The following is a 19,606-nucleotide window of genomic DNA, read 5'->3' as shown; positions in this document are numbered from 1 at the left end:
ACCAGGTTAGGCTTTGCGCCCATGACGGGCGCCTCAACCACCCAGACCTTCAGAACCGCCATCGTGCCTGCCGCAGGGCTCGGCACGCGATTCCTGCCGACGACGAAAGCGGTGCCCAAAGAGCTGCTGCCGGTGGTCGACACGCCGGGAATCGAGATCGTCGCGACCGAGGCGGCGAGTGCGGGCGCGAAGCGGCTGGTGATCGTCACCTCGCCGGACAAGGAAAGCGTCGTCCGGTACTTCGAGGCGAAGCCGGACCTGGAGAAGACGCTCGAGGAGAAGGGCAAGACCGAGCTGCTGGCGAAGGTTCGCCGAGGGCCGGAGCTGCTGGACGTCGAGGTCGCGATCCAGGAGCAGGCGCTCGGGCTCGGGCACGCCGTCGCGCAGGCTGAGCCCAACCTCACCGACGAGGACACCGCTGTCGCCGTGCTCCTGCCGGATGACCTCGTGCTGCCCGCCGGGGTTCTCGACCGGATGTCGGCTGTCCGCGCCCAGCACGGCGGGAGCGTGCTCTGCGCCTTCGACATCCCGAAGGAGCAGATCTCCCCGTACGGCGTCTTCGACGTCACCGACACCGACGACCCGGACGTCAAGCAGGTCCACGGCATGGTCGAGAAGCCCAAGCCGGAGGACGCGCCGTCGACCTACGCCGCGGCCGGGCGGTACCTGCTCGACCGGGCGATTTTCGACGCGCTGCGCCGGATCAAGCCCGGCGCGGGCGGCGAGCTGCAGCTCACCGACGCCGTCGCGCTGCTGATCGAGGAAGGGCACCCCGTGCACATCGTCGTCCACCGCGGCGGGCGGCACGACCTGGGCAACCCGGGCGGATTCCTGCGCGCCGCCGTCGATTTCGCGCTCGAGGACCCGGATTACGGGCCGTCGCTGCGCAGCTGGCTGACCGAACGGATCGGAAACGATCGCCCATGACGGACTCCCTCGATTCCACCCCCGCCACCCCGACCGAAGACGTCGCGGCCACTGAACCGGCGATTCAGGCCGTCGCCGCGGCGGAATCGGCAGAAACCGGTGTCCCGACTGAAGAATCCGCCGGGTCGGGTGAGTTCCGCTCGGTCGACGAGCAGATCGCGCTGACCCTCGACGCCGCCGTGCGCCCGCGGCCGGTCCGGGTCGCGATCTCCGAAGCGCAGGGCCTGCTCTGCGCGGAGGAAGTGGTCGCCGAGCACGCGCTGCCCGGGTTCGACCAGGCGGCAGTTGACGGGTACGCGGTCCGGAGCGTCGACGTCCAGACCGCCGGGCAAGAGCCGGTTCAGCTGCCGGTCGTCGGCGAAATCCCGGCTGGCTCGCGTCAGCCGCGCCGGTTGCAGCCGGGGCAGGCTGTACGCGTCGACACCGGCGCTCCGCTGCCCACGCTCGCCGACGCCGTGGTCCCGACCGCGTACACCGACGGCCACCAGGCCAAGGTCACGATCCACCGGTCTGTGCCGTCGGCCGGCTACGTGCGCCGGGCCGGCGAAGACGTGCAGATCGGCGACGTCGCGGTGCGCAAGGGCGACACCATCGGATCCGCGCAGGTCGGACTGCTGGCCGCGGTCGGCCGCGCGAAGGTGCTGGTCTACCCGCGGCCGCGAGTGTCGATCGTGTCGGTCGGCGACGAGCTGGTGGACATCGACCGCACGCCGTCGGTCGGCCAGGTCTACGACGTCAACTCGTACGCGCTGGCCGCGGCCGCTCGCGACGCTGGCGCCGAGGTGAGCCGGGTCGGCATCGTGCCGGGTGACCCGAAGCGGCTGCGCGAGGTCGTCGAAGGACGGCTGCTGATGTCCGAGATCGTGGTCGTCGCGGGCGGAGCCGGCGGGTCTTCCGGCGACGAGGTGCACGCCGCGCTGTCCGACCTCGGGCACATCGACATGACGCGGGTCGCGATGCACCCCGGGTCGGTGCAGGGCTTCGGCCGGCTCGGCCCGGATTCGGTGCCGACGTTCCTCATCCCGGGCAACCCGATGAGCGCGCTCGTGGTCTTCGAGGTGCTGGTGCGGCCGCTGATCCGCACCGCGCGCGGCACCCGCAACCCGCACCGCCGGGTGGTCGGGGCGCGGCTGCTGTCGTCGATCACCTCGACGAAGGGCCGCCGCGGCTACCTGCGCGGCCAGCTGCTGCGCGACGAGGCGAACGGCGAGTACCTGGTGCAGCCGCTCGGCACGTCCGGTGCGCACCTGCTCGCGTCGCTAGCCGAGGCCAACTGCCTCATCACCGTCGAAGAAGATCTCACCGAGGTGGCCGCGGGCGACCAGGTCAAGGTCACCTTCCTCGCCCAGCGCGCCTGATCCGTGGCCGCACTCGCCGACTCGGTCGAAAACCGGCACCCGGGCTGGCCAGCCACGCTCGGTCCCTTGCGGGTCCCGGCAGGCGTGCTGGCCGTGCGCCCGGTGCGGTTGCGCGATGCCGGGGAGTGGAGCCGGGTGCGGCTGCGCGATCGCGAGCACCTCGAAGAGTGGGAGCCGACCGGGATCGGGCCGTGGGCGGACCGCAACGCGTTCTGGTCGTGGCCGTCGCAGTGGGCGGCGCTGCGCGGCCTGGCGCGGCGGGGCCAGTGCCTGCCGTTCACGATCACGGTGGACGGAAAATTCGCGGGGCAGATCACTGTCGGTAATGTGATCCGCGCCGCACTCCGGTCGGCCTGGATCGGGTACTGGGTCTCGTCCGAGATCGTCCGCGGAGGTGTGGCCACCGCGGCCGTCGCGCTCGTGACAGATCACGCTTTCGACGCCGCCGGGCTGCACCGGCTGGAAGCGACCGTCCGGCCGGAGAACAACGCCAGCATTCGGGTGCTCACCAAGGCCGGATACCGGCAGGAAGGGCTGTTCGAGCGGTACCTCGACGTCGCCGGAGCGTGGCGGGACCACCTGTGTTTCGCCGTGACGAAAGAGGAGACCGGCGACGGCCTGGTGTCCCGCCTGGTGGCGTCCGGACGCGCCGACCGGCTCTGACGGTGACTACGCGTCCCGCTTCGATCACGCGTTACCACATCCTGTGAGATTCACCTAATGCGGTGATGCATTTTCGTGATCGAACCCGGCGAGTCTGCGCCTCCTGTGTGACTGTTGTGGCTAGCGTGACTACAGCAGAGAATCGGGGGAGGTGACGGGAGATGCCCAGTTCGGTGATCATCGTCGCGCTCGCCGCGGCATGGCTCGTCGTTCTCGTGCCCATGGTGGCTCGCAAACGCCAGCAAGTCGCGCGGACGCCGACCTCCGCGCTGGCCGCCCGGGTAGTGCGAAGGGGCAGCAACGAGGGACAGGAGGACGACGCCGTGTCCGACAATGCGAATCCTTCGGTGGAGGACGACCTCGCCGAACTCGAAGCGGAACTCGACGCTGACCTGGACGCCGAGCCCGAACCCGAACCGGAGCCGCTCCCGCAGCCATCGCGTGCCGAACGCGCCGCCGAACCACGCCGCGAACGCCGCAGCTACCGGCCCGGCCGAGGCGGCTTCGACCCGGAAGCCGCCGAGATCGCGGCCAAGGCGAAGTACGCATTCCGTCAGCGAGTGGTCGTGATCCTGCTGATCGCCGCCGTTGTGACGGCCGCGATCGCCGGATTCGCCATCTCGCTCGCGTGGTGGGTGCACGGCGCGGTGGATCTCGCCCTCGTCGGCTACCTCGTGTACCTCCGCCGCCAGGTCCGCATCGAGGAAGAGATCCGGCAGCGCCGGATGGCCCGCTACGCGGCGACGGCCCCTGCTGCTCCTTCGTACGACTCATTTGCGGAGGAAGAGGAGGACGTCGAGGTCGTCACGCCCGAGGTGCCGCGCGACATCGTGGAGCGCAAACCGTCCCCGATGTCCCGCATCCGTCGGCAGGCAGTCGTGGTCGACCTGGACGACGAGGACCCCGCTTTCGAGGAACTCGCCGAGCCGAGCACGAGCCCGTACCGCCGGGCGGTCGGAGAGTGACCCCCCGCTGTGGGGTGCCTGGAGGGCGCTGCTAAGCTTTCCAAGCACTGAACAACAGGGGCTCACGCTCCTAGGGGCTGTAGCGCAGTTGGTAGCGCGTCTCGTTCGCATCGAGAAGGTCAGGGGTTCGATTCCCCTCAGCTCCACAGCAGGTGAGAGGCCCTTTCCGGGGTACCGGGGAGGGCCTTTTTCATGCCCGTACAGCAGCAAAGTACAGCAACGGCTCATCGGAGGCTGTCTCCCAGCTTCTTGAGCGCAGCGCGTGTTTGCTCGGACGAGACCTCCGTGTAGATCTCCATCGTCATCGAGAACTGAGCGTGGCGGAGGATCCGCATGGCCACGCGGGGATGCACGTCCAGGTCGGCGAGCAGGGAGCCGCACGAACGTCGGCCGTCATGGACGGTGATGTAGCGGACACCGGCTTTGGTGCAGCGTGCAGCCCAAGAACGAAGGAAGTTGCGCGGCTCGACTGGCGTACCGAGCTGGGTAGTGAACAGCAGGTTGCTGTCTGGCCAGAAGTCGGCCTTCTCGCGGTCCCGGTTCCTGTGCTCTATGCGCAGCTTCAGCGCCGCTGTTACGACGTCGATCATAGGCAAGGTGTCATCTGACGTCGGGGTCTTGGTCTGGCGGTGCAGGAGCTGCTTCCGGACGCGCTGGAGCTGCCAGGCGATGTCCAGCTCGGACGTTTCGAAGTTGATTGCTTCCTCGGGCAGGCCAAGCACTTCCCCTTCGCGCATACCCATGATCACGATGAGGACGTAGGCCGCGTAGAGCGGATCGTTGTCTTTCTTCGCCGACTCCAGGAACTTTCGTGCTTCATCGTTGGACCACCGCTGGCGCTTGGGCTTCCGGACGGCAGGCAACGTCACCAAGCCGACCACGTTGCGGGTAATCAGCTCTTCGCGGATGGCGTAGTTCAGCGCGCTCCGCAGGCAATCCCGGATGTCCCTGATGGTCCTTGCGGATGGTGCCTGTCCGCAGCACCGACCCTTCGCACAGCAGCGTTGCTTGTTTCGCGGCCGCTTGGCGTCTTTGCCCTGTGCGCAGCACTGGCACACCGTAGGCAGCTTGTTGGCCCACTTCTGTGCCTCGCGGAGTTGAAGGCGATCGATGCGCGTTTCCCCTAAGAAGGGGTTGATGTACAACCGCACGAAAAGCTCATAGTTGACGTACGTCTTCGGTGCACGGTTCGGCTGAATAAACTCCTCAAGCCAGTGCAGCAGGTACGGGCCTAGCTTGGGAACATTCGTCGAAACGGGTCCTTTCTTTGCTTCCTGCTGCAGCTTCAGCCACTTATTGTGGACTTCCTCCCGAGTCTTCCCGTAAACGTATTTTCGTTTCCTGTCTCCGCTGGGGGTTGTGACCCATGCGTACGCGCAGAACCCCCTTCGATAAGGGAAGATCGAACCTTCCCCGTTGGCGCGTTTCCCTGCCATATTAATTTCCCTCCATAACTCGATCGTTGATGTACTGGTCAACCCATTCGGGAAGAATTCGCCGGTTCCGGCCGTCCTTGACAGAGCGAATCTGTTGAGTGGCGACCAGCATTTTCGTCTTCGACAGTCCGTAGCCCAGCATCTCCGCCACCTCGGCAACGGTGTGCCATTTACGCGTGATCATCCTCAGATCTCCCCCTTCCCTGGTCAGGCGGCCAACCGCGCAGTTGCCGAAGTTTCCGGCGGCTCGGGCGGCGGTGATCCGGACGCGGCGAGCCGGGCGGCTTCGTATTCGGCTTTCCAGGTGAGGCGTTCGGCGATGGCGCGCATGACGAGCTGGTCCCGGGGCGGGCAGTTCGGGTCACCGGGCTCGACCTTGCGCCACGACAGCTTTTCCGGGTCGGGGCGTGGTTTCTCGATCCCGACCGCCGCGAGGGCGGAAAGCACGAACCCGACCCGGTCGGCCTTGTGGTCGGCCACGGTCTTGCCGGACCACTTGCGGGAGACCAGGACCCGGCGACCGGGCAGGCCGAGCGTGGTCCGCCGATGCGCGCGCCCCCGGCAGTGCCCCGGAGTCGTTTTTCCGTTGGCCCCCTTGGGATTGATGCCGTAGAGCAGCCACACCGGGCAGCGCGGAGAGCACGGGGTGACCGCCAGCTCAGCGTGCAACCGGTCGTGGTGGTCACGCTGCGCGGCGGTCTCGGCGTCGACCACTTCGCCGGTGGATTTGGTGAGGTATTTGGTCAGGTAGCCGATGTGCCGCCCGGCTTCCTCGGTGCCGCCGAGGATTCCTTTCGAGTGCACCTGTTGCCCGAACCGCACGACGTGCGCCGGTTCCTCCACCGCGTCTACCGCGTCGTCCCACGCCGTCAGCGGCTCCCGGGTGTCAGGGTCCACAAAGGAACGGGCATCGGGGTCCCACACCGGTTTCCGGTCCCCGCCGTAGACCATCTTGTCGTGGTTGGGCCACCACACCTGGTGGTAGGTCGCTTCGGTCACGATCCGGATGACCTCGTGGGAGATCGCTCCGCGCAGCGCGGTGTGCAGGTGGGGTGCGGCGCGTTTCTGGGGTTCCACGGTGGCGAAGTACTGCACGTCGAACCCGACGACCCGGCGCAGGTTCTGCCACCACCGGTCCACCAGCGCGGCGAAGTGCACCGCGTCCCGAGCCGCCCGCCGGTAGTCGTACGAGCTGGGGTCGACCGGGGAGCCGTCCGGGCGCACGCGGCCGTAGGTGTCGCAGGTGAGGGTGACGAACATCGACGGCCGGAACCGGCCCGCGAACTCCCGTCCGACGGTGGTTTTGGCGACTTTCTTGCGGGGAAGGTTCGGCGCGTCCTGCCGCCGACGCGTGGACCGTTTCACCGGCTTCTTGCCGGGTGCGTCGAGGGATGGAAGCCGCCCCGTCATGCCCGACTCGCGCAGCTCCGCGTCCACGGTGGACACTTCGGCCCGCAGTTCCTCCGCCTCCGGCTCGTTCCCGGCCTCGACCGCGTCCCGGTAGTGCGCGGCGAGATCAGCCCGGTAGGTCAGCAACTCCCGTTGAGTCTCCGTCGGTTCCGCGCGGGTGATCACGGGTTCTTCGGTCAGGTGCCAGCCCTCCCGGCACTGGGCCTGCCGCAGGGCCTTGGCCTTGCGAGCACACGGCAGGCACACCGATTCCACCGTGGAGCCGCACGGCACCGGGACGTAGCGCAGCTCCCCGGTCTCCGTGTCGGCGACTTCCATCGTGAACGGCCGGACGCACACCCCGTGCTGCTCCGCCGTCGCCTTCACCACGTCGGCCGCGAGGGCACCACGGATTCGGTCCGGTCCCCGTGCCGGCATCGGCTGACCAGCGGTTTCGTCGTTAGCCGAGGAGCGCGACCATGCGGGCCCCGCAAGCGTGGCAGGCATTGGCTGACCAGCATGTTCCCGTCCTGAGGGGGGCATCAGGCGACCTCCCCTCCGGCGCGTGCCCACTGCCGCAGCAGCCACACGGGCATGTCCTGATCGGTCCGCAGAGGCAGGTCCGGGAAGGTGGCCGGGTCGAACGGAACCCCGCCGTAGACGTTGACCGGAACCCCGCAGGGAGTACGGCCGGTCAGCGACACCAAGACCAGCCCGCCGTCCCCGACGCGCACCACGCTGGCCCGTGGTTCGTCCAGGGTGGACGCCCATACGCTCAACCCCCGCGCCACGCCGGGCAGGCCGCCGGTGTCGAGCTGGACAGTGATCGGGTCGGACACGGACGTGACTTTCACCGAGAAGGCCGGGGGCAGCGCATACGCGTCGAGGTGGTCCCGGATCGCGTCGAGGAAGACCATCAGCCGGTTCATGCCGTCCCCCTTTCCTTGCTGTCACCGCGGTTATGGGCGAGGTCGATCACCTGTGCCCCGCCGTTGGTGACGTAGTTCTCCAGCGCTTTCACCGTCGCGTCAGAGACCCATCCAGCGCGCACGCGTAGGGGTTCGCGGATGCCTTCGCCCCACACGTAGCCGACACCGGGCGTGCTCTCCGGGATGCGGTTGGCCCACGCGCCGCGTTCGTATGCGCCGTCGCCGAGCACCATGGACACCTGAGACTTGGACGTGACGCGCAGGCAGACGCGGCGGGTGAACAGTTCCCGCACCGGGATGGTTTCCTTCGTCGGGTCCTGCACGTAGCCACGCACCGAGATCAGCGCCGCCCGCCCTTGGGTGTTGAGGACCGAAATGTGTTCGGTGATCGCCTCTCGCGTCTTGCGGTCGGTGTAGCGGGTCAACGCCGCCAACTCGTCGAACTCCAGCAGCTCAAGCGGAAACTCCTGCGAGAGCGGCACTTCCCGGGTCTGCCCCGCGAACGCCCGCTTGCGGCGCTCCAGTTCGTCCCGCAGCGCCTCCAGCACCTCCAGCGCCTCTTTGCCCGAGACCGCGTACCGGCAGAAGATCCCGCGCCCGTACGCGAGTTCCATGCCCTTGGGGTCCACACCGGACACCCGCACCAGCCCGGAGCGGATTGCCGGGGCAGCCGACACCAGCGGCGACCACATCACCGAGTTCTTTCCCGCACCCGAAGCACCGGCCACGAGGGTGTGCGCGCCGCCGCCGAGCAGGGGCAGCCGCCAGGCCGTCCCGTACTCGGTGGAACCGGCGAACACTCGCCGCAGATCCACCGCCGACGCTTCGGCCACCTCCGGCAGCGGCAGGCAGGACACCGCCGAGGCCAGCAGGTCCCGGCGCATGAAGTCCACCGACACCACATCCGGCGAGATCTCCCGCACCTGCACCCGCGTCACCCGCCGCGCCGTCGCCAAAGCACGGGCAGCCTCGCCGAAGTCCTCCGGAGTCTGGCCGGGCACCAGGCGTACGCGCACCTCGTCCCACGAGGGGCCGGAACGGACCCGCAGCAGCTTCGGGAAAGCCACGCCCGCGTCACGCCGGGACTGGGCCACCGCTTCGCGCTTGCGACGCCGCGAGACCAGGTTCACCGTCACGTCCACCGGGATCGCCTCGTCCCGCACGGTCAGGCCGCAGGCATGCAGCCAGCCCGGGAGCTTGCGCCCGTAGACGGCCCAGCGCAGCCACCAGGCACGCACCCAGCGCCCGCACCACTGCTCGAACCCGATCCGCCAGCCCAGCCGCCACACCGCAGCGACCAGGCCGACAGAACCGGCCGTGATCGCCAGGGAGAGCCAGCCGAGCCAATGCCACCACGCCCACAGGGCGAGCAAGGTCAGGCAGGTGCGCCAGTGGGTGGCCAGTTGCCGAACAATCCAGCCCACGGCCCGCGCGAGGCCCCACAGGGCCAGGCCGAGGAATGCCAGTGCGGCCAGGGTTTCCGCGATCGCGGCGAAGGCGCGGCCGAGTTTGGCCAGCATCCACACCAGCACCGCCAGGCTCACGCCGCCGATGATCACCGTCGCCGCGTTCATCGGGCATCACCGCCGTCCGGCCGTGCGCACGTATCCGGCAGCCGCAGGACCAGCGGCAACATGCCCTGGCACGGAGCGCAGGGTGTTTCGCCGGGCACGAGCCGGGCGAACTTGCGGCATTTTTGGCTGCGCGTTCGGGTGACCCCGGTTGACGTCTGTTGTTGGTCGTCATTTATCTTATTCATCGTTCACCACCAGTGGACAGCGCAGAACCGGTTCAGGTTTGCCGCCAAGAGGCCGGTTCTGCGTTTATTTATAGGGACAATTCCGGGCACGTGGGACGCGTTGAGCCACAAGCGCGCGTCCCACGTGCTTTTTCGATATTCGATTGAGAAAATGCTTTTAGCGTGTCGCTGAGATCACCTCCTCCGGTCCGCTAGTCATAGTCGGAGGCGTACTCCGGTTTCCGAGTCAAGCGCGCGATGGCTTCCCGCTGCCTGCCGAACATCGCCCACGCCTCGTACTGGTGCTCAGGGTCGGTAACGGAGACGTTCTTGTACAGTTGCGCCACGTGGCGCAGCCAGCCGATCCGCTCCGGCAGGTCTGCGCCCTCGCCCGGGTCGAGCCTCTTCGCTTCGTTGCGCGCTTCCTCCAGCGTCGTCACCGCGTCGACGTCTTTCACGTTTCATCCTCCGTTCTGTGTTCGCGCCGAGGCGGGCCAATCAGCCGGTTGCCGAACCTTGGCGGGCCGCCGCCAGCCCGGGTCCCATGTCTCGCCACGCTGCGCGCATTCCTCGCGGTCCACCTGGTCGCGCACCGCGATGAGCAGCAGTTGCCGCCGACATACCGGCAAGTCCCATGCCACCGCTTGCCCCATCCCGACCAGCATCGGAATCGACGGGTGGAGCTTCCCCAGCTCGACCTGTCCCCAGGTCGCGGGGTGCAGCCCGGCATCCTCCGCCGCCTCGCAGCACAGCTTCCGCGCTCGCATCCGCAACGCGAACGCCAGCTGCGCCAAGCACTTCGGCGCGCGCATTCGACTGCCGCCGAACACATGCAGTTCGTCTACAAAGGAGTTGAACCCTTCCCGCGGCTCCGGCTGTCCCGTTCCGTCCGCAGCCGTCAACGCCAACGCGTACGGAGACGCATTCAGCGCCCTCGCCAGCCCCGACGCAAACACGACCGAGCACAGCGGTTCCTCGCCCCTCTCCAGCCGCCCCAGCGTGGTCCGGTTAATGCCCGCCCGCCGCGACACTCCGGCCTGCGACAAGCCCAGCTCTCGCCGACGTTCCAGCAGGAAGCGCGCCGTCGCCGCAACCCTTTCGTCCGCCGCCTCGACCGTTTCGCAGCCGTCCACGTCCATGCCCCTCACCGCGACCACCGCCGCGACCTCGGCGGGCGAGTCCAGCGCGGCTTCCATGTTTCGCCTTTCCGTTCGTAGTGCTGCCTCCGCAGCTGATCTCGCATGGCCAACCCCAGCAGCGGCACCCGGTACGCTTCCGAGCCTGAGCCCAGCCGTTCCGCGATCCGCACGAGGACGGGAATCGACGGCCGGTACTCGTTCCGCTCCAGCTTGTCCCAGGACCGGACATGCAGCCCCGCAGCCGCAGCAGCCTCTTCGCAGTCCTTGCGCGCAATCGCCCGCAGGAGAAATATCAACTCTGCCAGGCATTCCGGCTCGTGCAGGTCACACACGTAGCTGCACGCCAATTGATCCACAATGGACGACAAGGACACGGAACGGTCCAGCTTTCCCTTTCCGTCCGCCACCATCGCAACCAGCCCGTACGGGTTCACCTCCAGCGCCTTCGCCAGCTTGGCCGTGACCGCGACCGACTGCACCGGCCGTTGGCCTTTCTCGAACCGCACCATCGAGGTATGCGAGATGCCCGCGCGGAAACCGACTTCCCGTTGTTTCAAGCCAAGCTCATGCCGACGAGCCACCAGGAATCCGCCCACCGCGCGCGCACCCGCGTTCACCTCCCTCACTCCTTTCCGGCCTCCGCCCCGTTCTTGCTCTGCTCCAGCTCCGCAATCCGCAGGCTTTCGACGAACGCGCAACTCAGCGCCTCGTAATGGTGCCGGGTGTCGATCTCCGCCACCTCCTGATACATCCGCATGTTTTCCTTGTGCCACAACAACTTTTCCGCCGACGACACGGGACCACGGGGCAACCGGCTCAGCTTGTCGGCGTGCGCCTCGTCCAGGGTCCGGGGTCCCGTCTTCGTCGCCATCACGAGCCGCCCGGACCCGGGCCGTTGCGACGACCACGCCCGGAGCCCGGCCGCGAACTCGGCAACCGCCGCGGATTGCCCAGCCGGACCCGCTCCGCCGTCGCCTGCACTGCCGGTTCCGCCGCGCTCATGGCCAGATCCGCCGCCTGCCGGGAAAACTCCCGCACCGCCAGCACCACCGCCGCGCGGACCCACCACGGCCACGCCTGCGCCTCCAGCAACTCATGCCAAAGCTGCGCAACTGTCTCCGTCGCGTAGCCCAGCTGCGCACGCGCCTCGTCCGTGCTCTCCCGCTGTTCGACGTTGTACAGACCCGAGTAATCCTGATACGCCGAAGTCCACGCCTCTTCCAGCTCCTTCACCGAACGACGCCGCGCGTGCATCACTAGGCCGCCTTGGACTCGTCCGAGCTCGACGACGTCGACGACCGCGACGACTTAGCACCACCCGCCGAACCGGAACCAGCGGCCTTGAAACCCGTCGCGCGGAACACGTACGTCAGGTACTTGAACTCGCCCTGCCCGCCAACGCGCGGCTCCGCCGTCAACCCTTCCAATTCCACCGGCCGCATACCCGGCAGGGCCTCACTGGTCGTCGGCACCGGCTGCACGTCCGCCAGCAACGTCACCTCGAACGATGCCCGCTTCGCCTTCGCTTCGCCCGGGTCCGTTGCTGTGAACTTCCACTGCCGCTTGCCCGTCACTTCGTCCACCTTCTGACGAACTGGCCGGTTCGCCGCGCGCTCCTCCCGAGACTGAAACTCGTTGTCCGCCGAAACCTCGCCGACCATCACAAGACCGTCAGGAAAAGCGTCATCGAACGGAATGGAAAACCGGAAACCACGTTCAATAGCCACGATATTGACCCTTACTGTTGGGAATCTTTGCCGTTTATTTTTTCGCCATCTATGTCGTCAGCCATGTCCAGTAGCATCTGGCCGATATTTCGGGCCTCTTCAGCCGACATCATCAGATCTCTTATTCCAGGAACCGAGAGAACGGCGGAGCTTCCCGCGCGGAACACCCACATGTACCTCTCGGCCCCATCGTTTTCGGCGCCTTCAGATGCCCGAGGTCCAGTGCGCTTCGCCATGAACCAGCCCTCTCACTTAGCGGCCCTCCCTACGTACTCGGCTTGTCGAACATGAGCTAGAATCGGCCAGGCGAGCCAAATTCAAAACTGAAGACAGGCATATGCATACGGCGCTAAGCGCCAAATATGCATCCGACGCATATGCGCAGGTCAACAACCCGTTACCGTGCTACGATGCATGCATACGACAACCGCAGGGGGTGACCGTATGAGTGAGGACGCCGAGGCAAACGCGCCCGACCTGCCCGCCGACTTCTGGGAGCGGCCAGACATCCGCGCACCCCTGCTTAACCAGCACTTCGGGCACTTCCTCCGGGCTTATCGGTCCGCGCAAGACCCCAAGGTCAAGCAAGCCGATCTCGCGGCGTGGCTTGGTGTCACTCAGGGGCAGCTCAGCAGGCTTGAGCGGTCCCCTTCGGCCATCACCGACCTCGCAAAGCTCGAAAGGTGGGCGAATGCTCTGCGCATACCAGCCGACCTCTTATGGTTCAGTACCCAAACAGAGCACGCAACCCTGACCAGTCACCCAGGTTATTCGCCTGAGAATACCGGTCCGAGTTCAGTTGGCGTACCGCGTCGCGACCTATTTAAGACCGCAGGTGCCATAGCGGTTTCAGCTGCAAGCGCAGCGCTACTCGCGAACGCACCCTGGCAGCGATTAATCGATTCAGTAGAAAACGATCGGCCAGTCGACATGGCTACCGTTCAGCTTATGAAGGACCGAACCGCGGACTTTCACGAGAATGAGCACACGGTTCCCGCACGCCAGTTGCTGGACGATTTGCAACGACATCGGTCAATCGTCTCCGCATTACTTGACAACGCCCGCACGAGTGAAATTAGAAGTGAGCTTGCTCGCACCCTGGGCGAGACAGAAGTTTTGGTCGGATGGTTGCATTTTGACCTTGGAAATGCGAACGAAGCCGTTCAATCTTGGCGCAAGACGCTAAAAATCGCCAAGGCTTCCGACGATGGACCCCTAGCGGCGTGCGCGCTTTCGTACTGGAGCTACCTAGCGTCTTCGCGGAATGACACAATCCCAGCAATCCGCCTGCTTCAACAGGCTGAGAGCTACGTGCCGGGCACTACGGCACCTGCCACCCGGGCATGGGTCGCAGGCCGAGAGGCTGAAGAGCTAAGCCGTTTGGGGAATGAAACAGAAGCCATGCGCGCACTCGAACGCGCGTTTACGGCTTTTGACTTCGCGCAACCCCGTACAGAGCGACTTTGGACGACGTTCTTTACTGCGAGCAGGCTTGGCAGTTTGACCGTCTCGACCTACATGGGACTCCAGCACCGCGACGCTCCCGCGATCGCCGATTCTCTACTGGCATCCCTTCCTCCGACCGTGCGGAAGCAGCGGGCTCTAGCCCTGACAGACCTCACGACGCTCTGCGTTCGCGCGAACGATTACGACAGGGCGCAAGCGCTAGTAGATGGCGCGATTGATTCCACCATCCGCACCGAAAGCAGCTTGTCCCGGCAGAGGCTGCTCACCCTCTCGTCCAAGCTTGCAACAGCGAAGGTGAGCAGCCCCGAAAATGCGATCCGCGATAAGATCAGGTCTGGCTTACACCGATAGCCAACTACTCTGGCCGAGTTTCGGACGTCAACCACTCAAGGTATTCCGCGCTGCCCGCCTCAATCGGCTGCACTACGATATCGGGAACATCGTAGTGGTGGTTCTCTTTAATGTGTGCAATAAGCAGGTCAATACGGTCTGCGTCAGTCTTGACGAGGACTTGCCACTCTTGCTCATCATGGATGCTGCCCTGCCACCGATAAAAACTCCGGATCGGCCCGGACACCTGCGCGCACGCACCTAGGCGCGCCTCGACTATGCCGCGAGCCAATCGCGCCGCATCGTCTTCGCTATCGGTTACCGTCACCGCCGTGCAATAGCTACGCGACACTGTGCCCTCCTTCGGTTCAGCCGTCCTTTTCGAGCTTAGCCGCAGAATTCGGTGACCGGCGTGGCGCAACCACGCCGTGCCGGGAGGCTCGGGGGTGTCGTCAGCCGAGGCCGCTGAGGGTGAGGTCGAGTGCGTCCACCAGGTTCCTGCGGCTGCCAGGGCACATCGTCGCTTCTTCGCTACCGCTGTTACCGGTGCTGGTGAAGGCCAGGACGCGGCCGTTTCGGGTGAGGTCGTAGACGGTGAGCGGGGTACTGTGAATGCGGTTGCCGCCCCTCCGCGTGGCGGCGTAGAGCTTGTGCACTCCTGCGCGTTCGGCCCGGGTCAGGTGGCGGATCTGGTCGGCTTGACCAGAGTCTTCCGAGAGCGGATCGACGTTGCTGCCGTCGAGGTAGGACATCGGCACCCGCAGGTGGCTGATCCTGGCCGGCGCGTAGTCAGGCAGGGTGTCGACCAGGTTCGCCGCCAGGTCGCGTACCGGGATTGGGTCGAGCTGGATGGAGCGGTGGTCAGTAATCAGCCGGACGGCGTTGCGGCCTGCGGAGGCGACGAACACAGCGCCGTTGTCGTCGGGGCGGTGGACGAACGCGGTCCAGGCGTACAGCTCCTTTTCCGGTGCGGCGAGCAGTTCCAACGTCGCCCGGAACGATGGGGTCAGCCGTCCGTCGGACGTCGCCAACCGCGACCGCTCGAACCGGGACATCGTGCGCTGCTCCAACTCGCGGGCAAAGTCCGCGGTGGCGTACGTGGTGTCCGGGTCGACCACGGCGGGGAGCGTGCCCCCGCCGACGTAGTTCCACGCTATGAAGAACGCCGGTCGCGGAATCCGCACCGGCCGGTCGAGGATCGTCATCGTGGTGTCTCAGCCGCCGATGGTCGGCGGCGTGGGCGGGAGCCCGGTGCGCGGGTCACGCAACCGGCCGTCCTCGTCATCGGTGATGTCGAACGCGGAATCGTCCTCCAGCCCATACTTGCGCTGGTGTTCCTTGTCTTCCTCGCCCTTGCCCTTGCCACCCCCGGCACCCATGCCGCCCATTCCAGCCGATCCTTTGGCCCCGGCCGCGCCCCGCATCCCGGCACCAGCCGCGGACGTGCTTCGCCCCGCCGCGCCCTCGGCCGCACCGCCGGTGCCTGATCCGCTGCCCAGCCGCCCCGCGGCGCTCCCGCCGCGACCACCGGCGCCGCCGGACTCTGCAGCACCGCCGCTACCGGAGAACCCGCCAGTCGGACCGAATCCGCCAACCAGTCCCGGCGTCCACGAGTTCCCACCGCCGGTACCGCCGCCCGGAATCGACGGCGAGGGAACCCAGCCCGAACCCGGACCGGTGATCCGGCTGGGATCCGGCGGCGTCCATCCCGCGACCGTCGTGCCGTCGCCCGGCCCAGTCCCCACCGGATGGCTCGGCGGCTGGTAGGTCGGCAGGTGACCGCCCGAACCTGGCGGGGGAGGCGTACTGCCGGGGTAGTTCGGGGTGAACGTGCTCGACGGCCCGCCGGTGTCCGAGGGTCCGCCCGTGCGCGACGGCCCGAACCCGGACCGGGAGCGGCCGTCGGGTCCGTGCCCGTCGTCCGGACCGCCCGTCTTATGCTTGCCGGGCTCGGAGAGGGTCACGTCACCGTCGAACCCGCTGAGCTGGCCGTAGTCGGTCTTGAGGCTTTGCCCNNGCTTTGCCCGCTGGTCTGGGCGTGCTGGGTGTACCCGTGGTACTTGTCGAGGTTGTCCTGGGCCGTCTTGTTGTACTGGTTGATCTGGTCCTCGGTGTCGGTGTTCCACCACGTCGCCTCGTCCCAGAGGTTCTTGTGCGGCGGCACACCCGGCATTGGCTGCAAACTCTGCTTCATCGCGTCGAACCCGTGCGCGAGGTCGGTGAGGTTCTGCCCGTTGCCGGTGTAAGTCTGCGCGGCGGCCGTGGTCGCGTCGGCGAACGGCTTGATCCTCGACTGCGCGGCGTCCGCGCCGCCGCCGGTCCACGCAGACTCGAGACCGGCGCTCAGCTGCTGTACCCAGGCACCCGCCTGGTCATGTTTGCCCGCCAGGCTCGTGGCCTGCTGCGCGCTCTGGTGCCAGCTTTGCGCGCCCTGGCTCGCCAGGACCTTCGCCACCAGCTCCGGTGCCGGGACCGCCTGATCACCCAGGTTGCCGTGGTAGAGATCGTCGAACCAGTGGCCCACGTCGCTGGCCCGGTCCCCGACCCAGTCCGCAGCGTCTTCCAGCGCCCCGCCCACGGCCTTCGCCGCGTCGCCGAGGACATCGAAGAACCCCATCACGCACCCGCCTTGCGCTTCAGGTTCGTGACCACCATGTCCGCCACCCGCGCAGCAAGCGGACATGGATCGGCCCCACTGGCCCTCTTCGCGTCACCCAGACCAAGCGATGCGTCAAACGACAGATCGTCCGCGATACCCACGCTCACCAGACAGAGACCAGTCTGAGTGCCAGAGTCCTCTGTTGAAAACGCGACTGCGGGAAACCCTTGAATGGGCGGCAACTCCCGCCACACTTTCGCCTGCGGTTTCGTGCCCTGATAGACCGCACTCAGCCCTTGATGGGTCTGCGTCGTGTAGCCGACCCCTACCTGCGCCCCAGCGTCGGTGTTGTGCCATTTGCAGTCAGGGCCGAGACCGGGAATGTTGGACGGTTCGCCCTGCGGCACCATGTCGAGGATCTGCTTGAGTTGGTCAGAGGTGAGCGCTTCCTGACAGGGCTGCCCGGACAGCACCGACTCCGGAAGCGGATGCTCGACCTTCGGTGCCCCGCTGTGTGGCAGGCCAGCAGCAGTGGCCGACGACGACGCTGGTGTCGGCTCGGTGCTCGCCGGGGCAGCCCCGGGGCCGCTGGAGCATGCGGCAGCGACGGACACGACCGCGACCGCGCCCAGGATTGTGGTGACGACACGGCGTGTCATACCGCGAACCCTCCGCTCTGCTTGCCCGCATCCTTAACATCGGTCGCGGCCTGCTCGTCCGACGACCCGATGATCCCCAACGCCTTTTCTAACCGCTTCACCAGCTCGTCGGCATAAGCGAACTCCCGCTTGACTTGGTCCTCGCCCATGACGAACGCGCCTTTCGGCTCGCCCTGATTGACCAGCAGCTTGTTGTAGCCGTTGCTGGTCGGCTCGTCTGCCGGAGACGTAGTCTGAGTCAGTCGGCTAGCGTCGGTTTGCATGTCGCGGAAGTGCTCGCGGACGGTTTTGGCCAGTTTGAGCATGGCCGTCGCGTCATCGCGGCTCATCGTGAACCCCTGGCCACCCGACGAACCGCCGCCGCTCATCGCGGCACCGGCCGCGTCTCCCGCGTCGAACGTATCGCCGATGTTGAAGTACAGCCCGTCGAGCCATCCCGGCTGCTGTGCAGGTTGAGACACTGCGGATACCCCTCCGATGACCTACGCCCGCCCTGTGAACAGCTGTCCAATCCGTGGGCAACTTGTCTAGAATCACCGTAGCGGACCCGTCACGCAGGGGTGACCGGTTCACCGAAAAAGGACCTCCATCACTCGGGAGACGGGTCCCGGGGCAACAGCTCAGCGTGGCGGCGCGTCATGGCCTCGTACTCGACCCACGCGCGGGAATTGTCCGGACCACCAGCCGCCAGCATCTCGTCATGCGCGAGTCCCTGCGCGGCCAGCACGTCAGCCACCTGCCCCATCGTCTGCCTGAGCCACACCGCCTTCTCGCGCATGTCGGTCGGGTGCGGCTGCCCGTGCTCGGCCAGCTTGTCGAGCAGGTCGATGAACGTGGTCTGGAGGTCCGCGGTCCGCCTCGCCCACAGCGCGTGCTGACGGTAGTAGTCGCTGTACTCCGGCTCCGCACCGTCGCCGGAATCGTTTGGTCGGTCCATGCCGCCACGCTAACGCCTGCCGAATTTGGCTCTAGGGGATCAAGGCGCGCCGCCTGCGGCGGCGCGCAACCGGTCACCTCGCGTACGGCGAGACTCGCCGGTTGGCTGGGCGGGCCTCCGCTGGCGCTCCGGCCGGCCCGCCCGGCGAGCCCGCCGAAGACTCGCCCCGGGTGCGCACGCCGCCGCAGACGCCGCCCAAGCCCCATGACCCCGCGTCGACCAGCAGCACCGGACGCCAACCCCGCCGTTCTCCCGGCAGGAGCCGCGCTCACCTCCGGCGCTGGGCCGTCCTCCTCGCGCCCGATCCTCGAATGCCGCGCCGACGGCCTCAAGGGCGCCTTCGGCGTCGCTGCGCGATGAGCTGGCGCTCCCCCTTGACCCCGCCAGCACGGCACTCACGATGGCAAGGGCGAGAACGACGGACAGAACAGCCCAGCGCCTTCCTGCTCGCGCAACCCTGCTACCGGCACCGCTGGTAGGCCACGATGAGCGACCCTTCGCCTTGCTGCTGTTGCAAGGTCAAGCGCCCGAGCTGAGGCCCCGCGTTGGGGTGCGGGGTGTCGTCGGTCAGCGCGTCGAACGTCAGATGGCACGCGTCCACCACAGTCCCGGCCGGACCACGCGTCACGGCCTGCCCCGGCAGCCACACATTGTTGGCGTAGTCGTGCGCGTCAATGACTTTCGCCGCCAGCGCCCGCACCGCAGCCGGACAGTCCGCAACCCTCAGGCTCCCCGCCAACTGGGCTTGAGCGGGAGGGGCGAAGACGAAGCACGCAGAGGTCACCGCATCCGGCGTGGGATAGGCGATCTTCTCCACCAGGAAGTTCACCATGCTGCCCGGCGTACGGGGCAGAATCCGCGCCACCGAGGTCTGATGCTGCTGGTCCAACGCCGCTTGTTCCTGCCGTTCGTGCTCAGCCGCAGTGACCCCCAGTCCGACCGCACCGCCCGCGACCATCGCCAGGCCGATCCCCAGCGCCGCCAGGGTTTGCGCGCGCCGTTCCCGCAGCCTCAGCACCGCCGCAGCCGTCACAGCCGCCACCAGCAGCACGACACCAGCCAGCAGCAGCCACCACCAGGGAGACACGTAGACCAGCAGCAGCCACAACGCGACCACCGCCAGGCACGCCGCCAGCGTCCACGCCAGCCCGACCCGCCGAGCCGCCCCCGTCACACCCAGCAGCAGCATCACGCCCACCGCGCCCAGCCACGGCCAGACCTGCCAGTCCGACAGCCACCAGGCCGCCAAGGTCAGCGCTGTGACACCGCCCAATACAGGCCACGGGTCTGCTCAGGGTTTGGTTGACACCTCACCTGTGAGGCTTCGGCCTCGCCTGGAAGGA

At 67.1% G+C, this 19,606-nt stretch carries 23 protein-coding genes and 1 tRNA gene; 6 read left to right on the top strand and 18 right to left on the bottom strand.

The features are described 5' to 3' along the window. Positions 1 to 21: 21 nt before the first annotated feature. The 5 genes from L942_RS37365 to L942_RS37345 all read left to right on the top strand — a co-directional run bounded on the left by L942_RS37365 (position 22) and on the right by L942_RS37345 (position 4,059). Positions 22 to 927: a UTP--glucose-1-phosphate uridylyltransferase gene (locus L942_RS37365; RefSeq protein ID WP_037369353.1), complete on the top strand. Its 906-nt coding sequence runs from the start codon at positions 22 to 24 to the stop codon at positions 925 to 927. Beyond that, a complete protein-coding gene (gene glp / locus L942_RS37360) occupies positions 924 to 2,285 on the top strand; it encodes a molybdotransferase-like divisome protein Glp (protein WP_106965183.1) in 1,362 nt (453 codons plus the stop codon). The genes L942_RS37365 and glp overlap by 4 nt, the downstream gene beginning before the upstream one ends. Positions 2,286 to 2,288: 3 nt before the next feature. Next, entirely contained in the window at positions 2,289 to 2,948 is a 660-nt protein-coding gene (locus tag L942_RS37355) for a GNAT family N-acetyltransferase (RefSeq protein ID WP_037369352.1), read from the top strand. 161 nt (positions 2,949 to 3,109) lie between these two features. Beyond that, positions 3,110 to 3,913, top strand: coding sequence for a divisome protein SepX/GlpR (gene sepX, locus L942_RS37350; RefSeq protein WP_037369350.1), 804 nt, complete (start codon positions 3,110 to 3,112; stop codon positions 3,911 to 3,913). A gap of 73 nt (positions 3,914 to 3,986) precedes the next feature. Further along, positions 3,987 to 4,059, top strand: a tRNA-Ala gene (locus L942_RS37345). 78 nt (positions 4,060 to 4,137) lie between these two features. Here L942_RS37345 and L942_RS37340 read toward each other — a convergent pair. The 11 genes from L942_RS37340 to L942_RS37295 all read right to left on the bottom strand — a co-directional run bounded on the left by L942_RS37340 (position 4,138) and on the right by L942_RS37295 (position 12,271). Further along, complete coding sequence (locus L942_RS37340; RefSeq protein WP_037369349.1) at positions 4,138 to 5,349, bottom strand: site-specific integrase; 1,212 nt, start codon at positions 5,347 to 5,349, stop codon at positions 4,138 to 4,140. A 1-nt stretch (position 5,350) separates the two neighbouring features. Continuing rightward, entirely contained in the window at positions 5,351 to 5,533 is a 183-nt protein-coding gene (locus tag L942_RS37335; RefSeq protein ID WP_037369346.1) for an excisionase family DNA-binding protein, read from the bottom strand. 23 nt (positions 5,534 to 5,556) lie between these two features. Next, positions 5,557 to 7,176, bottom strand: a complete 1,620-nt coding sequence (locus L942_RS37330; protein ID WP_037369343.1) for a replication initiator — start codon at positions 7,174 to 7,176, stop codon at positions 5,557 to 5,559. Positions 7,177 to 7,280: 104 nt separating this feature from the next. Further along, on the bottom strand, positions 7,281 to 7,667 hold the full coding sequence (locus L942_RS37325) for a hypothetical protein (protein WP_037369340.1): 387 nt from the start codon (positions 7,665 to 7,667) through the stop codon (positions 7,281 to 7,283). Further along, a complete protein-coding gene (locus L942_RS37320) occupies positions 7,664 to 9,241 on the bottom strand; it encodes an FtsK/SpoIIIE domain-containing protein (RefSeq protein WP_037369339.1) in 1,578 nt (525 codons plus the stop codon). Before L942_RS37320 ends, L942_RS37325 begins: the two co-directional genes overlap by 4 nt. A 376-nt stretch (positions 9,242 to 9,617) precedes the next feature. Continuing rightward, positions 9,618 to 9,863, bottom strand: coding sequence for an AMED_5909 family protein (locus L942_RS37315; protein WP_037369337.1), 246 nt, complete (start codon positions 9,861 to 9,863; stop codon positions 9,618 to 9,620). A 3-nt stretch (positions 9,864 to 9,866) separates the two neighbouring features. After that, on the bottom strand, positions 9,867 to 10,601 hold the full coding sequence (locus L942_RS37310; protein WP_037369334.1) for a helix-turn-helix domain-containing protein: 735 nt from the start codon (positions 10,599 to 10,601) through the stop codon (positions 9,867 to 9,869). Then, positions 10,550 to 11,140, bottom strand: coding sequence for a helix-turn-helix domain-containing protein (locus L942_RS44700; protein ID WP_158684599.1), 591 nt, complete (start codon positions 11,138 to 11,140; stop codon positions 10,550 to 10,552). Before L942_RS44700 ends, L942_RS37310 begins: the two co-directional genes overlap by 52 nt. Positions 11,141 to 11,166: 26 nt before the next feature. Further along, entirely contained in the window at positions 11,167 to 11,415 is a 249-nt protein-coding gene (locus L942_RS44695) for an AMED_5909 family protein (protein ID WP_051166517.1), read from the bottom strand. Then, the gene (locus L942_RS42385) at positions 11,415 to 11,798 is read right to left on the bottom strand and encodes a hypothetical protein (protein WP_158684598.1); all 384 of its coding nucleotides are present in this window, start codon (positions 11,796 to 11,798) and stop codon (positions 11,415 to 11,417) included. Before L942_RS42385 ends, L942_RS44695 begins: the two co-directional genes overlap by 1 nt. Before the next feature lie 2 nt (positions 11,799 to 11,800). After that, positions 11,801 to 12,271, bottom strand: coding sequence for a hypothetical protein (locus tag L942_RS37295; protein ID WP_037369328.1), 471 nt, complete (start codon positions 12,269 to 12,271; stop codon positions 11,801 to 11,803). A 444-nt stretch (positions 12,272 to 12,715) separates the two neighbouring features. Between L942_RS37295 and L942_RS43475 the strand changes: the two genes are divergently transcribed. Further along, on the top strand, positions 12,716 to 14,089 hold the full coding sequence (locus L942_RS43475) for a helix-turn-helix domain-containing protein (protein ID WP_158684597.1): 1,374 nt from the start codon (positions 12,716 to 12,718) through the stop codon (positions 14,087 to 14,089). Between the two features lie 4 nt (positions 14,090 to 14,093). Here the strand turns inward: L942_RS43475 and cutA are convergent, their stop codons facing one another. The 7 genes from cutA to L942_RS44025 all read right to left on the bottom strand — a co-directional run bounded on the left by cutA (position 14,094) and on the right by L942_RS44025 (position 19,512). Next, on the bottom strand, positions 14,094 to 14,420 hold the full coding sequence (gene cutA / locus L942_RS37290; protein ID WP_051166515.1) for a divalent-cation tolerance protein CutA: 327 nt from the start codon (positions 14,418 to 14,420) through the stop codon (positions 14,094 to 14,096). A gap of 100 nt (positions 14,421 to 14,520) precedes the next feature. Beyond that, on the bottom strand, positions 14,521 to 15,273 hold the full coding sequence (locus tag L942_RS37285) for an ESX secretion-associated protein EspG (protein ID WP_037369322.1): 753 nt from the start codon (positions 15,271 to 15,273) through the stop codon (positions 14,521 to 14,523). Positions 15,274 to 15,282: 9 nt separating this feature from the next. Then, complete coding sequence (locus L942_RS44690; protein ID WP_158684596.1) at positions 15,283 to 15,447, bottom strand: hypothetical protein; 165 nt, start codon at positions 15,445 to 15,447, stop codon at positions 15,283 to 15,285. A 1,237-nt stretch (positions 15,448 to 16,684) separates the two neighbouring features. Further along, positions 16,685 to 17,326: a DUF3558 domain-containing protein gene (locus tag L942_RS37275; RefSeq protein ID WP_081655385.1), complete on the bottom strand. Its 642-nt coding sequence runs from the start codon at positions 17,324 to 17,326 to the stop codon at positions 16,685 to 16,687. Beyond that, complete coding sequence (locus tag L942_RS37270; protein WP_051166514.1) at positions 17,323 to 17,787, bottom strand: hypothetical protein; 465 nt, start codon at positions 17,785 to 17,787, stop codon at positions 17,323 to 17,325. Before L942_RS37270 ends, L942_RS37275 begins: the two co-directional genes overlap by 4 nt. 128 nt (positions 17,788 to 17,915) lie before the next feature. Next, the gene (locus L942_RS37265) at positions 17,916 to 18,263 is read right to left on the bottom strand and encodes a hypothetical protein (protein WP_037369317.1); all 348 of its coding nucleotides are present in this window, start codon (positions 18,261 to 18,263) and stop codon (positions 17,916 to 17,918) included. Positions 18,264 to 18,723: 460 nt separating this feature from the next. Continuing rightward, complete coding sequence (locus tag L942_RS44025; RefSeq protein WP_158684595.1) at positions 18,724 to 19,512, bottom strand: hypothetical protein; 789 nt, start codon at positions 19,510 to 19,512, stop codon at positions 18,724 to 18,726. Positions 19,513 to 19,606 lie beyond the last annotated feature (94 nt).

It is taken from the genome of Amycolatopsis orientalis DSM 43388 (assembly GCF_000411975.1).
GTDB lineage: Bacteria > Actinomycetota > Actinomycetes > Mycobacteriales > Pseudonocardiaceae > Amycolatopsis > Amycolatopsis orientalis_D.
This window is presented reverse-complemented; position numbering and strand designations above follow the sequence as displayed.

What these genes read in the sequence shown, in the direction of transcription:
- L942_RS37365 (WP_037369353.1), top strand. Translation starts at nt 22, where the DNA reads ATGACGGGCGCCTCAACCACCCAGACCTTCAGAACCGCCATCGTGCCT.
- glp (WP_106965183.1), top strand. Translation starts at nt 924, where the DNA reads ATGACGGACTCCCTCGATTCCACCCCCGCCACCCCGACCGAAGACGTC.
- sepX (WP_037369350.1), top strand. Translation starts at nt 3,110, where the DNA reads ATGCCCAGTTCGGTGATCATCGTCGCGCTCGCCGCGGCATGGCTCGTC.
- L942_RS37340 (WP_037369349.1), bottom strand. Translation starts at nt 5,349, where the DNA reads ATGGCAGGGAAACGCGCCAACGGGGAAGGTTCGATCTTCCCTTATCGA.
- L942_RS37335 (WP_037369346.1), bottom strand. Translation starts at nt 5,533, where the DNA reads ATGATCACGCGTAAATGGCACACCGTTGCCGAGGTGGCGGAGATGCTG.
- L942_RS37330 (WP_037369343.1), bottom strand. Translation starts at nt 7,176, where the DNA reads ATGCCGGCACGGGGACCGGACCGAATCCGTGGTGCCCTCGCGGCCGAC.
- L942_RS37325 (WP_037369340.1), bottom strand. Translation starts at nt 7,667, where the DNA reads ATGAACCGGCTGATGGTCTTCCTCGACGCGATCCGGGACCACCTCGAC.
- L942_RS37320 (WP_037369339.1), bottom strand. Translation starts at nt 9,241, where the DNA reads ATGAACGCGGCGACGGTGATCATCGGCGGCGTGAGCCTGGCGGTGCTG.
- L942_RS37310 (WP_037369334.1), bottom strand. Translation starts at nt 10,601, where the DNA reads ATGGAAGCCGCGCTGGACTCGCCCGCCGAGGTCGCGGCGGTGGTCGCG.
- L942_RS44695 (WP_051166517.1), bottom strand. Translation starts at nt 11,415, where the DNA reads ATGGCGACGAAGACGGGACCCCGGACCCTGGACGAGGCGCACGCCGAC.
- L942_RS42385 (WP_158684598.1), bottom strand. Translation starts at nt 11,798, where the DNA reads ATGCACGCGCGGCGTCGTTCGGTGAAGGAGCTGGAAGAGGCGTGGACT.
- L942_RS43475 (WP_158684597.1), top strand. Translation starts at nt 12,716, where the DNA reads ATGAGTGAGGACGCCGAGGCAAACGCGCCCGACCTGCCCGCCGACTTC.
- L942_RS37285 (WP_037369322.1), bottom strand. Translation starts at nt 15,273, where the DNA reads ATGACGATCCTCGACCGGCCGGTGCGGATTCCGCGACCGGCGTTCTTC.
- L942_RS44690 (WP_158684596.1), bottom strand. Translation starts at nt 15,447, where the DNA reads ATGGGTGCCGGGGGTGGCAAGGGCAAGGGCGAGGAAGACAAGGAACAC.
- L942_RS37275 (WP_081655385.1), bottom strand. Translation starts at nt 17,326, where the DNA reads ATGACACGCCGTGTCGTCACCACAATCCTGGGCGCGGTCGCGGTCGTG.
- L942_RS37265 (WP_037369317.1), bottom strand. Translation starts at nt 18,263, where the DNA reads ATGGACCGACCAAACGATTCCGGCGACGGTGCGGAGCCGGAGTACAGC.